The 14,221-nt window shown below is 71.1% G+C and carries 12 protein-coding genes; 1 reads left to right on the top strand and 11 read right to left on the bottom strand.

From position 1 onward, the window contains the following. Positions 1-845 precede the first annotated feature (845 nt). From ACGFIW_RS14040 to lysS, 3 genes are all read right to left on the bottom strand, one after another. A complete protein-coding gene (locus tag ACGFIW_RS14040) occupies positions 846-3,389 on the bottom strand; it encodes an ATP-dependent Clp protease ATP-binding subunit (protein ID WP_393137234.1) in 2,544 nt (847 codons plus the stop codon). Positions 3,390-3,924: 535 nt separating this feature from the next. After that, entirely contained in the window at positions 3,925-4,269 is a 345-nt protein-coding gene (locus tag ACGFIW_RS14035; protein ID WP_110563841.1) for an Lsr2 family protein, read from the bottom strand. A gap of 111 nt (positions 4,270-4,380) precedes the next feature. Next, the gene (gene lysS, locus ACGFIW_RS14030) at positions 4,381-5,889 is read right to left on the bottom strand and encodes a lysine--tRNA ligase (RefSeq protein WP_393314445.1); all 1,509 of its coding nucleotides are present in this window, start codon (positions 5,887-5,889) and stop codon (positions 4,381-4,383) included. Between the two features lie 88 nt (positions 5,890-5,977). Between lysS and ACGFIW_RS14025 the strand changes: the two genes are divergently transcribed. Continuing rightward, a complete protein-coding gene (locus ACGFIW_RS14025) occupies positions 5,978-6,715 on the top strand; it encodes a class I SAM-dependent methyltransferase (RefSeq protein WP_393314442.1) in 738 nt (245 codons plus the stop codon). A gap of 3 nt (positions 6,716-6,718) precedes the next feature. Here ACGFIW_RS14025 and ACGFIW_RS14020 read toward each other — a convergent pair whose 3' ends face one another. The 8 genes from ACGFIW_RS14020 to ACGFIW_RS13985 all read right to left on the bottom strand — a co-directional run bounded on the left by ACGFIW_RS14020 (position 6,719) and on the right by ACGFIW_RS13985 (position 14,169). Continuing rightward, positions 6,719-7,477 carry a type III pantothenate kinase gene (locus ACGFIW_RS14020; RefSeq protein ID WP_357067967.1) on the bottom strand — a complete coding sequence of 253 codons (759 nt, stop codon included), beginning with the start codon at positions 7,475-7,477 and terminating at the stop codon, positions 6,719-6,721. 17 nt (positions 7,478-7,494) lie between these two features. Further along, positions 7,495-8,391, bottom strand: coding sequence for a carboxylating nicotinate-nucleotide diphosphorylase (gene nadC, locus ACGFIW_RS14015; RefSeq protein ID WP_393314439.1), 897 nt, complete (start codon positions 8,389-8,391; stop codon positions 7,495-7,497). After that, positions 8,388-10,082, bottom strand: coding sequence for an L-aspartate oxidase (locus ACGFIW_RS14010; RefSeq protein ID WP_393314436.1), 1,695 nt, complete (start codon positions 10,080-10,082; stop codon positions 8,388-8,390). Before ACGFIW_RS14010 ends, nadC begins: the two co-directional genes overlap by 4 nt. Positions 10,083-10,191: 109 nt before the next feature. Continuing rightward, positions 10,192-11,088 (bottom strand): septum formation family protein, encoded by an 897-nt coding sequence (locus tag ACGFIW_RS14005; RefSeq protein ID WP_393314434.1) that lies wholly within the window; start codon positions 11,086-11,088, stop codon positions 10,192-10,194. A 96-nt stretch (positions 11,089-11,184) separates the two neighbouring features. Next, complete coding sequence (gene panD, locus ACGFIW_RS14000; RefSeq protein WP_357554627.1) at positions 11,185-11,613, bottom strand: aspartate 1-decarboxylase; 429 nt, start codon at positions 11,611-11,613, stop codon at positions 11,185-11,187. Positions 11,614-11,654: 41 nt separating this feature from the next. Next, positions 11,655-12,503 carry a pantoate--beta-alanine ligase gene (panC, locus tag ACGFIW_RS13995; RefSeq protein ID WP_393314431.1) on the bottom strand — a complete coding sequence of 283 codons (849 nt, stop codon included), beginning with the start codon at positions 12,501-12,503 and terminating at the stop codon, positions 11,655-11,657. Then, positions 12,500-13,471 (bottom strand): Rossmann-like and DUF2520 domain-containing protein, encoded by a 972-nt coding sequence (locus tag ACGFIW_RS13990; protein ID WP_393314428.1) that lies wholly within the window; start codon positions 13,469-13,471, stop codon positions 12,500-12,502. Before ACGFIW_RS13990 ends, panC begins: the two co-directional genes overlap by 4 nt. Positions 13,472-13,599: 128 nt before the next feature. Then, positions 13,600-14,169, bottom strand: coding sequence for a TetR family transcriptional regulator (locus tag ACGFIW_RS13985; RefSeq protein ID WP_393314425.1), 570 nt, complete (start codon positions 14,167-14,169; stop codon positions 13,600-13,602). Between the last annotated feature and the right edge of the window lie 52 nt (positions 14,170-14,221).

The following is a 14,221-nucleotide window of genomic DNA, read 5'->3' as shown; positions in this document are numbered from 1 at the left end:
GCACCTGCCGCACCTGCCGCACCTGCCGCACCTGCCGCAAGATCGTGCTCGCCCCACAGGTGCGCCAGCGGTCGGCTGCCGAGCAAAGGAGTCGTGCCAAACTCCCGCCCTCCCAGGTCCGTCGCCCCACCCCATCCTCACCCTCACCCCACCCTGCCCCGCCCCACCCTCACCTCGCCCTGCCCCGCCCCACCCTCACCTCGCCCTGCCCCGCCCTCGCCCCGCCCCGCCCTGCCCTGGCCCGCTCCGCCCCTCCCCGCCCTGCCCTGCCCCGGCCGCGCCGATCTTGCAGTTTCGGTCGCCGAAATGCCCTGAATTGACCCTTATGCTGCGACAGCAAGTGCGAGATCGCGGGGAAAGGAACCTGGTCTGGTGTCATCGGGGCGCTTTGTCACCCACCAGAACCTCCATGATCGACGAGGATTGCGAGTCGACGGACAGCCCCGCCCCGGTCAGCCCACAACATCAGGGAAAGTGCTGCCTCCGGACGCCGTGAGCCAGCACTTTCCCTGATGTTGCGCGGATCTTGTGAGGCGTGTCCCGCCGGGCGCGGGGCGCGAGTGTCGGGGCGCGGGCGCGGGCGCGGGGCACGGGCGCGGGCGCGGGGCACGGGCGCGGGCGCGGGGCACAGGCGCAGCGGCACGAGCGCGGGCGCGGGGCACGGGGCACGAGCGCGGGCACGGGGCACGGGGCACGGGGCCGCGGGCGCGGGGCACGGGGCACAGGCGCGGCACGCGGCACGCGGCACGCGGCACGGGCGGGTGTGACCTGTGGGGTGTAGCGCAAAAGGTGGGGCCCCGATGGCTTTCGCCACCGGGGCCCCACCCGTTGCTGTGCTGGTTGTGCTACTCGTCGGCGCCTGCGGCGGCCGTGCCAGCGGCAGTGCCGCCCAGGTCGGCCGGGACGGCGTCCGGAACTTCGACCGGCTTGTCCGCGCCTCGGAAGACGAGCTTGGACTTGTCGATGTCGTTCGGGTCGCCTTCGCAGTCCACCACGACGATCTGACCCGGGGTCAGCTCGTTGAAGAGGATCCGCTCGGAGAGGTTGTCCTCGATGTCGCGCTGGATCGTGCGACGAAGCGGACGGGCACCGAGCACCGGGTCGAAGCCCTTCGCCGCCAGGTACTTCTTGGCGTTGTCGGTCAGCTCCAGACCCATGTCCTTGTTACGCAGCTGGCCCTCGATCCGCTGGATCATGATGTCCACGATCGAGAGGATCTCGCTCTGGCGCAGCTGGTGGAAGACGATGGTGTCGTCGATCCGGTTGAGGAACTCAGGCCGGAAGTGCTGCTTGAGCTCGTCGTTGACCTTCTGCTTCATCCGGTCGTAGTTGGACTCGGAGTCCTCCGACTGCTGGAAGCCCAGCGACACCGCCTTGGCGACGTCGCGGGTGCCCAGGTTGGTGGTCAGGATGATGACCGTGTTCTTGAAGTCCACGATCCGACCCTGACCGTCGGTGAGCCGACCGTCTTCGAGGATCTGGAGCAGCGTGTTGAACACGTCCGGGTGGGCCTTCTCGATCTCGTCGAAGAGGACCACCGAGAACGGCCGACGCCGCACCTTCTCGGTCAGCTGCCCGCCCTCGTCGTAACCGACGTAGCCGGGAGGGGCACCCACGAGCCGGGAGACCGTGTAGCGGTCGTGGAACTCGGACATGTCCAGCTGGATGAGGGCGTCCTCGCTGCCGAAGAGGAACTCGGCGAGCGCCTTGGACAGCTCGGTCTTACCGACACCGGACGGGCCGGCGAAGATGAACGAGCCCGACGGGCGCTTCGGGTCCTTCAGGCCGGCCCGGGTACGCCGGATCGCCTTCGAGACCGCCTTGACCGCGTCCTCCTGGCCGATGACGCGCTTGTGCAGCTCGTCCTCCATGCGCAGCAGGCGTGAGGTCTCCTCCTCGGTCAGCTTGTAGACCGGGATGCCAGTCCAGTTGCCGAGCACCTCGGCGATCTGCTCGTCGTCAACCTCGCTGACGACGTCCAGGTCACCGGCCTTCCACTCCTTCTCCCGCTGAGCCTTCTGACCAAGGAGCTGCTTCTCCTTGTCACGCAGCTGGGCGGCACGCTCGAAGTCCTGAGCGTCGATCGCGGACTCCTTGTCGCGACGGACCTGGGCGATCCGCTCGTCGAAGTCACGCAGGTCTGGCGGCGCGGTCATCCGACGGATCCGCATCCGGGCACCGGCCTCGTCGATCAGGTCGATCGCCTTGTCCGGCAGGAAGCGGTCGGAGATGTACCGGTCGGCAAGCGTCGCCGCAGCCACGAGAGCGGCGTCGGTGATGCTCACCCGGTGGTGCGCCTCGTAACGGTCACGCAGGCCCTTGAGGATCTCGATGGTGTGCGCCAGCGACGGCTCACCCACCTGGATCGGCTGGAACCGACGCTCGAGAGCGGCATCCTTTTCCAGGTGCTTGCGGTACTCGTCGAGGGTGGTGGCACCGATGGTCTGCAGCTCACCACGGGCCAGCATCGGCTTGAGGATGCTCGCCGCGTCGATCGCGCCCTCGGCGGCACCCGCACCCACCAGGGTGTGGATCTCGTCGATGAACAGGATGATGTCGCCGCGGGTGCGGATCTCCTTGAGCACCTTCTTGAGGCGCTCCTCGAAGTCACCGCGGTAGCGGGAGCCCGCGACCAGCGCACCCAGGTCGAGCGTGTAGAGCTGCTTGTCCTTCAGAGTCTCGGGCACCTCGCCCTTGATGATCTTCTGGGAAAGCCCCTCCACCACGGCGGTCTTACCGACGCCGGGCTCACCGATCAGGACCGGGTTGTTCTTGGTACGGCGGGAGAGCACCTGCATGACCCGCTCGATTTCCTTCTCGCGCCCGATGACCGGGTCGAGCTTGCCCTCGCGGGCGGCCTGGGTCAGGTTGCGGCCGAACTGGTCCAGCACCAGGCTGGTCGACGGCGCGGCCTCACCCGGCGCGGCGCCCGCCGCGGCAGGCTCCTTGCCCTGGTAGCCGGAGAGCAGCTGGATCACCTGCTGGCGGACCCGGTTGAGGTCGGCGCCGAGCTTGACCAGCACCTGGGCGGCGACGCCCTCGCCCTCACGGATCAGCCCGAGCAGGATGTGCTCCGTGCCGATGTAGTTGTGGCCGAGCTGCAGCGCCTCGCGCAGCGACAGCTCCAGCACCTTCTTGGCCCGCGGCGTGAACGGGATGTGCCCGCTCGGCGCCTGCTGACCCTGGCCGATGATCTCCTCGACCTGCTGGCGGACGCCCTCCAGGGAGATGCCGAGGCTCTCCAGGGCCTTTGCCGCGACGCCTTCACCTTCGTGGATCAGGCCCAGCAGGATGTGTTCCGTACCGATGTAGTTGTGGTTGAGCATCCGGGCCTCTTCTTGGGCCAGGACGACAACCCGTCGCGCTCGGTCGGTGAACCGCTCGAACATGCCCTCGTGCTCCTCACGTGCCGTGCGCCTTGATGGTCAAGATCTTGGCGGGGCCGGTGCACGAACGTCCGGGACGGGCGTCCGTGCCTCCTTACTCTATCGTCGTTGACCGACTCAGCTGAGGTCGTGTGTCTCCGGTCTGGGTCGGTTGCACGTCGTTTTGGACAACCGTCCGCGCTCAGGAGGTGTTCCGGTAGTCCTGTCGCTACGCGCAGAGCGAAATCCGACTGGGGCGACCGACGCCCGATCCGGGCTTCGGAGGCGTTCCGGAAGCCCTCGGAAGGGCGGACCGCCGGTCGCGGCGACGCCGCGCACCGAGCCTGGGGAAGGTTGTCCACAGGCTGTGGATAGTTGCTCCACTGGTTGTGGACAACGCCGGTGGAGGCGGAATGCTTCCCGGCCCGCAGACACGGCGACGCCGGCCCGCAGACACGGCGACCCCGGGCCGCAGACACGGCGACGCCGGCCCGGAGAACTCCTCCGGCCCGGCGTCGGTGTCGCCTGCGGTGGCGACTGGCCACCAGCGGGTGATGGATCAGCGCTTCGCGTGGTACTCGTCGACGATCTCCTGCGGGATACGACCCCGGTCCGAGATGTCCTTGCCGGCCTTCTTGGCCCACTCCCGGATCGCCTTGTTCTGTTCGCGATCGGCCGTCGCGCCGCCCCGACCGCGGGCGGCCCGTCCACCGATCACCACGCCGCCCCGGCCGACCTTGGTGCCGGCGCCGACGTACGAGGCAAAAGCGTCGCGCAATTTAGCCGCGTTGGCACTCGACAGGTCGATCTCGTACTGAACGCCGTCGAGGGCGAACTTGACGGTCTCGTCCGCGTCCCCGCCGTCCAGGTCATCGACCAGCTTGTGAATGATCTGCTTGGCCACGTCCCACATTCCTTTCGAGCAGGGCACTCCTGCTAACGAGAGCACAATAACCCCCGGAGTGCTTGCCGCGTCAATAGGATGCCGTTACGGCTCGGCGCGTGCCGGGCGGGACTACTCCGGGCGGACCAAGGGGAAGAGGATCGTTTCCCGAATTCCGAGGCCGGTCAGGGCCATCAACAGCCGGTCGATTCCCATTCCCATACCGCCGGCCGGCGGCATTCCGTACTCCATCGCCCGGAGAAAGTCCTCGTCGAGGCGCATCGCCTCGTCGTCGCCACGGGCCGCGAGCTGCGCCTGGGCCACCAGCCGCTCCCGCTGCACCACCGGGTCGACCAGCTCGGAGTACCCGGTGCCCAGCTCGAAACCGAGCACGTAGAGGTCCCACTTCTCGGCCAGCCCCGGCTCGCTGCGGTGGCCCCGGGTGAGCGGGCTGGTCTCCTCCGGGTAGTCCCGCACGAAGGTGGGCGCCTCCAGGCTGGGGACGACCAGCTCCTCGAACAGTTCCTCGGCCAGCTTGCCGGGCCCCCACTTCGGGTCCACCGCCAATCCCACCTTGTCCGCGTACTCGACCAGGCGGGTCCGGTCGGTGCGGACCGTGACCTCCTCGCCGAGCGCTTCGGAAAGTACGCCGAACAGCGTGACCGACCGCCACTCGCCGCCCAGGTCGAACTCCCGCCCGTCGGCGTGGGTCACCACCGTCGAACCACTGACCGCGACCGCCGCCTGTTGCACGAGATTACGGGTCAACTCGGCGATCGTGTCGTAGTCGCCGTACGCCTGGTACGTCTCCAGCATCGCGAACTCGGGCGAGTGCGAAGAGTCGACACCCTCATTACGGAAGTTGCGGTTGATCTCGAAGACTCGGTCGACACCGCCGACCACGGCGCGCTTGAGAAACAGTTCCGGAGCGATTCGCAGATACAGATCAGTGCTCAACGCATTGCTGTGGGTCACGAACGGCCGGGCCGCCGCCCCACCATGCAGCAGTTGCAACATCGGTGTTTCCACCTCGATGAAGCCCTGCCCGTGGAGTGAATCGCGCAGACTGCGTACCGCGGCGGCTCGGGTACGGACCATCTCCCGTGCCTGCGGCCGGACGATCAGGTCGACGTAGCGCTGCCGAACGCGGGCCTCCTCGGAGAGCGGCTTGTGCGCCACCGGCAACGGTCGCAGCGCCTTGGCGGTCATCTCCCACTGCTGCGCCAACACCGACAGCTCACCCCGGCGGCTGGTGATCACCTCACCACTGACGCCGACGTGGTCACCGAGGTCGACCAGGCGCTTCCACGCCTCCAGCCGCTCCGGCCCGACCCGGTCCAGGGAGAGCATCGCCTGCAACTCGGTGCCGTCTCCGTCGCGCAGGGTCGCGAAGCAGAGCTTGCCGGTGTTGCGTACGAAGATCACCCGGCCGGTGACCGCGACCTGGTCGCCGGTCGCGGTGTCGGTCGGCAGGTCGGCGTAGCGCTCCCGGACCTGGGCCAGGGTGGTCGTCCGGGGAAAGCCGACCGGGTAGGGCTCGACGCCCTCGGCGAGCATCCGGTCCCGCTTCTCCCGGCGGACCTTCATCTGCTCGGGAAGGTCGTCGGCGGGGTCCACTGGCACGGCGTTCTGCTCGCTCACGGCACGCTTCCTCGTCACGAAGATTCAGGGGGTCAGGGCCGAGCGTACTCAAGCCGTCCGGGGGCTGTTACCGGATAACCTGCCCGCCATGGTCGATCACACTCAGGCCCTCTCGTTCGGTGCCGCGGCGAGCAGTTACGACCGGTTTCGCCCGCACTATCCGGCACCTGCCCTCCGGTGGGCACTCGACGGGTTGCACAGCGCCCGGATCGTCGATCTCGGCGCGGGCACCGGCATCCTGACCCGCGACGTGCAGGCGCTGGGCCACGAGGTCGTACCCGTCGAGCCCGATCCGGGGATGCGGGCGCAGCTCGCCGAGAGCACCCCGGGCACGGCGGCGCTGGCGGGCAGCGCCGAGGAGGTGCCGCTGCCCGACGCGATGGCGGACGCGGTGCTGGTCGGGACGGCGTACCACTGGTTCGACCGGGAGCCGGCGCACGCCGAGATCCGCCGGGTGCTCCGCCCCGGCGGCACCTTCGCCCCCATCTGGAACATCCGGGACGACAGTGTCGACTGGGTGTCGGAACTGGGCCGGATCGCCCACCTCGACGACAAGTCCGCCGGCCTGATCGAAGGGACCACGGACTTCGGCCCCGCGTTCGGCGCGATCGAGGCGCGCGAGTTCGGACACCGCACGACCCTCACCCCGGACGAGGTGCTCGGCATGGTCCGTACCCGCTCGTACTGGCTCACCGCCTCCAGCGAGGATCAGCAACGGGTGGAGCGGGAGCTGACCGAACTCCTCGACACCCACCCCGACCTGGCCGGTCGGGAGACCGTCGAGCTGCCGTACCGGACGTTGGTGCTGCGCGCCCGGCGGCACTGACGGTCACAGGTTGCGTTCGTAGACCATCCGGAGGCCGATCAGCGTGATCATCGGCTCGTGGTGGGTGATGGTGCGGCACTCGTTGATCACCAGGGAGGCGAGGCCGCCGGTGGCGATCACCGCCTTCACCTCGCCCAACTCCTCGGTCATCCGCTCGACGATGCGGTCCACCTGCCCGGCGAACCCGAAGTAGAGGCCGGCCTGGAGGCACTCCACGGTGTTCTTGCCGATCACCGAACGGGGCTTGGTGGCCTCGACCTTGCGGAGCTGGGCGGCGCGGGCGGCAAGCGCGTCGAAGGAGATCTCGATGCCCGGGGCGAACGCCCCGCCGAGGAACTCGCCCCGACCGCTGATCACGTCGAAGTTGGTGGTGGTGCCGAAGTCCACCACGATCGACGGCCCGCCGTAGAGGGAGTACGCGGCAAGCGTGTTCACCACCCGGTCGGCGCCCACCTCCTTCGGGTTGTCGATCGCCAACTGCACCCCGGTCCGCACACCCGGCTCGACGATCACGCTCGGCAGGTCCGCGTAGTAGCGGCCGAGCATGGTGCGCAGCGAGCGCAGCGCGGCAGGCACTGTCGAGCAGGCGGCCACGCCGGTGATCTCGACGTTGTCCCCGGCGAGCAGCCCACGGAACATCAGGCCCAACTCGTCCGCCGTCGAGCGGGCATCGGTCTTGATCCGCCAGGAGTGCACCAGCTTGTCGCCGTCGAAGGTCGCCAGCACGGTGTTGGTGTTTCCGATGTCGATGCAGAGCAGCACGCACGCAGCCTAGACAACTAGTCGGTGCGCAGGTCCAGCGCGATGTCCAGGATCGGCGACGAGTGGGTCAGCGCGCCCACCGAGAGGAAGTCGACGCCGGCGGCCGCATAACGCCCCGCCACCTCCAGGGTCAACCCGCCGGTCGCCTCCAACTCGGCCCGGTCACCCACCGCGGCCACCGCCTCGGCCAGCACCTCCGGCGTCATGTTGTCGCAGAGCAGGAAGTCCGCGCCGGCCTCCACCGCCTCCACCGCCTCGCCGACAGTTGTCACCTCGACCTGCACCGGCACCTCCGGGAACGCCTCCCGGACCCGCCGGTACGCCGCCGTGATTCCCCCGGCCGCCAGCTTGTGGTTGTCCTTGATCATGGCCACGTCGTAGAGGCCCATCCGCTTGTTAGTGCCCCCGCCGGCACGCACCGCGTACTTCTCCAGCGCCCGCAGGCCCGGCGTCGTCTTGCGGGTGTCCAGCACCATCGCCTTCGTGCCGGCCAACGCGTCCGCCCAGGCCCGGGTGTGGGTGGCCACCCCGGACATCCGACAGAGCAGGTTGAGCGCCGTTCGCTCGGCCGTCAGCAGCAGCCGGGTCGGGCCGGTCACCGTCGCCAGCACGTCGCCGCGGGCCACCCGCTCGCCGTCGCGGGCCGACACCGACACCTCGACGGTACGACCGAAGCCCGTCACCTCCCCCACCAGCTCGAACACGGCGGCGGCCACGGCCGTCCCGGCCAGCACACCATCCGCGCGGGCCACCAGGTCGGCGGTGTCGGTCTGCTCCGCCGGAATGGTGGCCACACTCGTGACGTCCAGGAAGTCCGGGCCCAGATCCTCGACCAGCGCGGTCTCGATCACCTGCCGCACCTGCACCGGATCCAGCCCGGCCGCCCGCAACGCCGCCTCTGTCGACCCCGTCATGCGTTTTCCTCCCACTTCTGGCCCACCCGGCCTCCTGCCCCGACCGACCCGACCAGGTGGCCCAGCCACCGCTCGTCGGCCGTCGGGAAGTCCTCCCGCCAGTGGCAGCCCCGGGTCTCACCCCGCGCGTACGCCGCGGCGACAAGTGTCGACGCCACGGTGAGCAGGTTCGTCGCCTCCCAGTCGGCGGTCCGGGGCCGACCTCGGGCGACGCCCAACTCCCGCAGTGTCCCGGCCGCCTCGGCGAGCGTCGCCGCGGATCGGAGCACCCCGGCGCCCCGGGTCATCGCCCGTTGCAGGGTCGGCGTCGCCTCCGCGGGCAGCACCCAGCCCGCGCCCCCGCGCCAGGCACCGGTGTCCGCCGGCTGGGCCTGCTCGGGCAGGCCGGCCGCGATGTCCTCGGCGATCCGCCGGGAGAAGACCAGGCCCTCCAGCAGCGAGTTGCTGGCCAGCCGGTTCGCACCGTGCACACCCGTGCACGCCACCTCGCCGCAGGCGTACAGGCCGGGGATCGAGGTGCGGCCGCGCAGATCGGTGCGGACGCCGCCGGAGGCGTAGTGGGCGGCCGGTGCCACCGGGATCAGGTCGATCGCCGGGTCCACGCCGATGGCCAGGCAGGACGCCACGATGGTGGGGAACCGCCCGGCCAGGAAATCCCCGCCCAGGTGCCGTGCGTCGAGGAAGACGTGGTCCGCGCCGGTGGCCAGCAACACCCGGTGGATGCCCTTGGCCACCACGTCCCGGGGTGCCAGCTCGGCCAACTCGTGTTGGCCCACCATGAACCGCTTGCCGTCGGCGTCCACCAGGTAGGCGCCCTCGCCGCGCAGCGCCTCGGAGACCAGCGGCTGCTGCGCGTGCCCGGCGCCGGGCACTCCCGCGCCGGGCGGGGTGATCAGGGCGGTCGGATGGAACTGGACGAACTCCACGTCGGTCACCGCCGCGCCGGCCCGCAGCGCCAGCGCCACCCCGTCGCCGGTGGAGACCGCCGGGTTGGTGGTGGCCGCGAAGATCTGCCCCATCCCGCCGGTGGCGAGCACCACCGCACGGGCCAGCAGCGCGCCGACGCCGTCCTCGCTGCCCTCGCCGAGCACGTGCAGGGTGATCCCGCAGGCCGGGCCGAGCCCGTCCGGGCCGTCGCCGGGCGCTCGCAGCAGGTCCAGGACCAGGGCGTGCTCGACCAGGCGGATCCACGGGTCGCGTTGCACCGCGGCGTGCAGGGCCCGCTGCACCTCCGCGCCGGTGGCGTCACCGCCGGCGTGCACGATCCGGTCCGCCCGGTGCCCGCCCTCACGGGTCAGCATCAGGGAGCCGTCCGGGTGGCGGTCGAACTCGGCACCGACGCGCATCAACTCCCGCAGCCGGGTCGGGCCCTCCTCGACAAGCGCCCGGACCGCCGCCGGGTCGCAGAGCCCGACTCCGGCGATCTCGGTGTCGCGGGCATGTGCCGCCGGGGTGTCGGTCGGGTCGAGCACGGCGGCGATGCCGCCCTGCGCCCAGCGGGTCGAGCCGTCGTCGATGTTGACCTTGGTGACCACCGTGACGTGCAGGCCCGCCTCACGCAGGTGCAGTGCGGCGGTCAACCCGGCCACCCCGGAACCCACCACGATCACGTCGGTGGTCTCCACCCAGCCGGGCGCGGGCGCGGCCAACAACTGGGGCAGGGCCGGCAGGTCGACGGTGGGAAGGTCCATCCCCCCAGTCAACCCGAAGCATCCTCGCTCGGGGCGGCGGGGGCGGGACGAGTGTTTTGGGCTACCCCGTCCCGGCGCCGCCCGTCCCGTGCCGACCGGTGGGCCGCTGTCACTTCGTCCGGATGGGAAGACCAGCCGGGCCCGCGCCCTTCAGCGAGGCGGTCACCGTACGGTCGCTGAGCCAGAGGTAGCAGCGGACACCCCGGTCGCCGACCCGCCAGCGCCCCGCACCCGGCGGGCGGGCCACCAATCCGCTCCGAAAGCGCAGGTGGACGTCGTTCGGCACGCCCACGTACCGGCCGAGGACGCTGCGACAGCCGTCGTAGAGCGGCGTCCAGTCGGCACCCCGGGTCGGGTACGGCATGTCCGGTGCGCGCCACACCCCGACGAACTCGGCGTCGTGCTGTCGCGCGCACTCCACCGGGACGAGTGTCTGCACACCCGCACCGGCCGCGGTGCGGGTCTGCTGGCAACCGAGCCGCAGCCCGGCGGCCCCCTTCAACGCGTCCCGCAGGCTGCCCGACCGGACCACCACGGTGGCCGCGGACTCGACGGTGGTCAGCTCGGTGAGGTCGCACCGGAACCACCGGGAACCGGCCGTCCAGCCCGGCCCGGAGGGCAGCGCCACCGACAGCCGCAGTCGGCCGGCCCGCCAGTCGTCGCCCACGTACCCGGTCGCCCGGGTGTCGCACTCGGTGAACGCGCCCCGCAACTCCGCCGAGCCGCCCGCCGGGGCGCTCGCCCGTTCGGCCGGAAACGCCCCCACGTGCACGGTCTCCACCCGGTGCGGGCCGGCGCAGTCCACCGGCTCGTACGCGGCGAGGGTGACCACGTCGGTGAAGTCGGCGGCCTGACAGACGCCGGCGGCCGGGGTGAACGCCGACGCCTGCGGCAGCGCCGCCCAGTCGTCGGTCAGGTCACCGTCCAGGCCATCGGACCCGGCACAGCCCACCAGCAGCACTGCCGTCACGGCGGCGGCGAACAGGGTCGTCGTGGCACTGCGCATAGCGGCCTCCCCCAGCCACCGACCGGCTTCCGCCAGTGCGCCAAGGGTAACCGGTAATGACCTTCTGGTAACAGACCGGAATTGCGTCGCGGGAGATCAGACTCCGGACACGGCGAACGGACTGGGCACCGGGTCACCGGCCATGCCGGGTGCCACACCGGCCGGGTCACCGCCCAACTCGATCACCCGGTTGTCGGCGTCCACGTGCACCACCAATGGCCGGTACGACCGGGCCTCGGCGTCGTCCATCTGGCCGTACGAGATCAGGATGACCAGGTCACCGGGGTGCACCAGGTGCGCGGCGGCACCGTTGATGCCGATCACACCGCTGCCCCGCACGCCGGGGATCACGTACGTCTCCAGCCGGGCACCGTTGGTGATGTCCACGATCGCCACCTGCTCGCCGGGGAGCAGGTCGGCGGCGTCGAGCAGATCCTCGTCCACTGTCACGGAACCGACGTAGTGCAGGTCGGCCTGGGTCACGGTGGCTCGGTGGATCTTCGACTTGAGCATGGTCCGGAACATCGGGGTGGCCTTTCGGGGATTGGTGGAGGGTGGCGGCCGGGTCAGGGGCGCGGGGCGAGGTGGACTGCCGCGTTGTCGATCAGGCGGGTTGCGCCCACCCAGGCGGCGATCACCAGCCGCGCCGGCCCGCTGACCGGCCCCGGCTCCAGCTCGGGATCGGTGAGCACCAGGTAGTCGAGGCGGGCTCCCGGCGTACCGGCGCCGAACGCGGTGTGCGCGGCGGTCAGCACCGCTCCCGCGTCCCGGCCGTCCTCGGCGGCGCGGGCACCGGCCCGCAACGCGGCGGACAGGCTCAGCGCGGCGGCCCGCTCCGACTCGCTCAGGTAGCGGTTGCGGCTGGACAGCGCCAACCCGTCCGGCTCCCGGACGGTCGGCACGCCGACCACCTCGACCGGCACGTCCAGGTCCCGGGTCATCCGCCGGACCAGGGTGAGCTGCTGGTAGTCCTTCTCACCGAAGAACGCCAGGTCCGGTCGGGTGAGCTGGAGCAGCTTCAGCACCACGGTGAGCACACCGTGGAAGAAGCCGGGGCGGCTCGCGCCCTCCAACTCCGCACCGAGCGGGCCCGGGTCGAGGCGGACTTGGGGCTGACCGTCCGGGTACATGTCCGCCACCGACGGGGCGAAGACGAGGTCCGCGCCCGCCCGCCGGCACACCTCCAGGTCGGCGTCGAGGGTGCGCGGGTACCTGCCGAAGTCCTCGTTCGGCCCGAACTGCAACGGGTTCACGAAGATCGTCACCAGCACGTGGTCGGCCTGTTCCCGGGCCGCCCGCAGCAACGTCTCGTGCCCGGAGTGCAGCGCGCCCATCGTCATCACCACACCGACCGTGCCCTTCAGCCCGGCCCGGGCCTCGGCCAGCTCGGCACGCGAGTGCACGACCTGTGTCATGCGGCCACCTCCCGGGCGGTTTCGGCGAGCACGCCGAGCAGCGACTGCGCGTCCACCGGCCGCAGTCGGCCGGCGGCGATCGCCCGGTCGGCGGTACGCCGGGCCAACGCGAGATAGGCGGGGACGGACTCCGGAGCCGTGGCGGCCAACCGGGTCAGGTGCCGCTTGACGGTGCCCGCGTCGCCCCGGGAGACCGGGCCGGTCAACGCGTCGTCACCGAGCCGCAGCGCGTTTTCCAGGGCGGCCCGCAGCAGCGGGGCGAGCACCTTCTCCGGTCGGGCCACCCCGGCGTCGCGCAGCCGGTCGGTCGCCTCGTTCACCAGGGTCACCAGGTGGTTCGCGCCGTGGGCCAGCGCGGCGTGGTACAGCGGGCGGTCCGACTCGGCCACCCATTCGGGCACGCCACCCAGGTCGGCGACCAGCCGGGCGGCGAGGGGGCGCAGCTCCGCCGGGGCGGTCACCCCGTACGAGATGCCGTCCAGCCGGGCCAGGTCGTCCGGCGTACCGGTGAAGGTCATGGCGGGGTGCAGGGCGAGCGGGCGGGCGCCGACCGCGGCGGCCGGGCCCAGCACGCCCAGGCCGTGCGCGCCCGAGGTGTGCGCGACGATCTGCCCCGGACGCAGCGCGCCCCGGTCGGCGAGGTCGGCCACCACACCGGCCAACGTGTCGTCCGGCACCGCGATCAGCAGCAGGTCGGCGGCGGCGTGGGCGACGGCGGCAGCCGGGCGACGGGGCACCTCGGGCAGCAGCAGGGCGAGGCGGGCTCGACTGGCCCCGGAGTCGCCGGTGACGGCGACCACCCGGTGCCCGGCGGCGACGAGTGCGGCACCCAGGACGGCGCCGACCCGACCGGCGCCGACGACGCCGACGGTGAGCAGGCGGGAGGAAGGGGCGCCGGTGACGGCGCGGTCCCGCGGTGTGGCAGGCCCAAACTGGGCGGCCGGGCGCGGGCGCAGCGGTGCGCTCATGACGACGATCCAGTCCTCGAGAAGGGGTACCGGTCGATCGCAAGTATGCGCCCGGCCCGTCGAACCAGGACAAGCATGTGTGAAAACCTTCACCACTGACGGAAGGGCCCGGTGGTGAACGGTCGGGCTCAGCCCGGGGCCGTCGTGAGCGTGCGTAGTTCGGTGGCCACCTCGGTGATCAGGTCGGCGAGCGAGCCGCCATCGCTCTCGGGTGCGACCCAGCGGGCGAGCGCCACCCGGAAGATCATCACGCCGGACTCGGTCGCCAAAGCGGCGGTCGTCTCGCTGAGGCCCTTGGCACGCAGAGCGGCGGCGACCGCGGCCGTCAGCGAGCTCGTCTTGCGCAGCTCACGCTCCTGCAACTCGGGACTACCGGCAATGATCGACTGGCGCATCCGCACCAGTTCGAGGCGGTCGGTGAAGATCTGCTCCCCCACCTGGCGGAAGGCGGCGACCACCGCCTCGAACGGCCCGGCGTCCGTCTCGGCCACCGCCTTGACCAGAACCTCCTCCAGCTGCTCTCCGCCGCTGAAGAGCGCCTCGCGTTTGTCGCCGAAGAGCCGGTAGAAGGTGCGCTTGTCGAGCCCGGCCCGGGCGGCGATGTCGGCGACCGTCGTCTGCTCGAAGCCGCGCTCGCGGAACAGCTCGAAGGCGGCCGCCTCCAGGCGGCCGCGCGCGTCCGGTTGCCAGCGGGCCATGCGGGGATGGTATCCGATGTCACGTTGCGACATTCTTTCCGGCTGAGCCATG

The sequence above is a fragment of the Micromonospora sp. NPDC048935 genome (assembly GCF_043197875.1).
Taxonomy (GTDB): domain Bacteria; phylum Actinomycetota; class Actinomycetes; order Mycobacteriales; family Micromonosporaceae; genus Micromonospora.
The sequence above is the reverse complement of the archived record's forward strand: the minus strand, read 5'-3'. Positions and strand labels throughout refer to the sequence as shown.

Bases quoted from the DNA above. Each gene is read 5' to 3' on its own strand.
- ACGFIW_RS14005 (WP_393314434.1), bottom strand. From the start codon at position 11,088: ATGCGCAGTGCCACGACGACCCTGTTCGCCGCCGCCGTGACGGCAGTG.
- ACGFIW_RS13990 (WP_393314428.1), bottom strand. From the start codon at position 13,471: ATGAGCGCACCGCTGCGCCCGCGCCCGGCCGCCCAGTTTGGGCCTGCC.
- ACGFIW_RS13985 (WP_393314425.1), bottom strand. From the start codon at position 14,169: ATGGCCCGCTGGCAACCGGACGCGCGCGGCCGCCTGGAGGCGGCCGCC.
- panD (WP_357554627.1), bottom strand. From the start codon at position 11,613: ATGTTCCGGACCATGCTCAAGTCGAAGATCCACCGAGCCACCGTGACC.
- ACGFIW_RS14025 (WP_393314442.1), top strand. From the start codon at position 5,978: ATGGTCGATCACACTCAGGCCCTCTCGTTCGGTGCCGCGGCGAGCAGT.
- ACGFIW_RS14040 (WP_393137234.1), bottom strand. From the start codon at position 3,389: ATGTTCGAGCGGTTCACCGACCGAGCGCGACGGGTTGTCGTCCTGGCC.
- nadC (WP_393314439.1), bottom strand. From the start codon at position 8,391: ATGACGGGGTCGACAGAGGCGGCGTTGCGGGCGGCCGGGCTGGATCCG.
- ACGFIW_RS14010 (WP_393314436.1), bottom strand. From the start codon at position 10,082: ATGGACCTTCCCACCGTCGACCTGCCGGCCCTGCCCCAGTTGTTGGCC.
- panC (WP_393314431.1), bottom strand. From the start codon at position 12,503: ATGACACAGGTCGTGCACTCGCGTGCCGAGCTGGCCGAGGCCCGGGCC.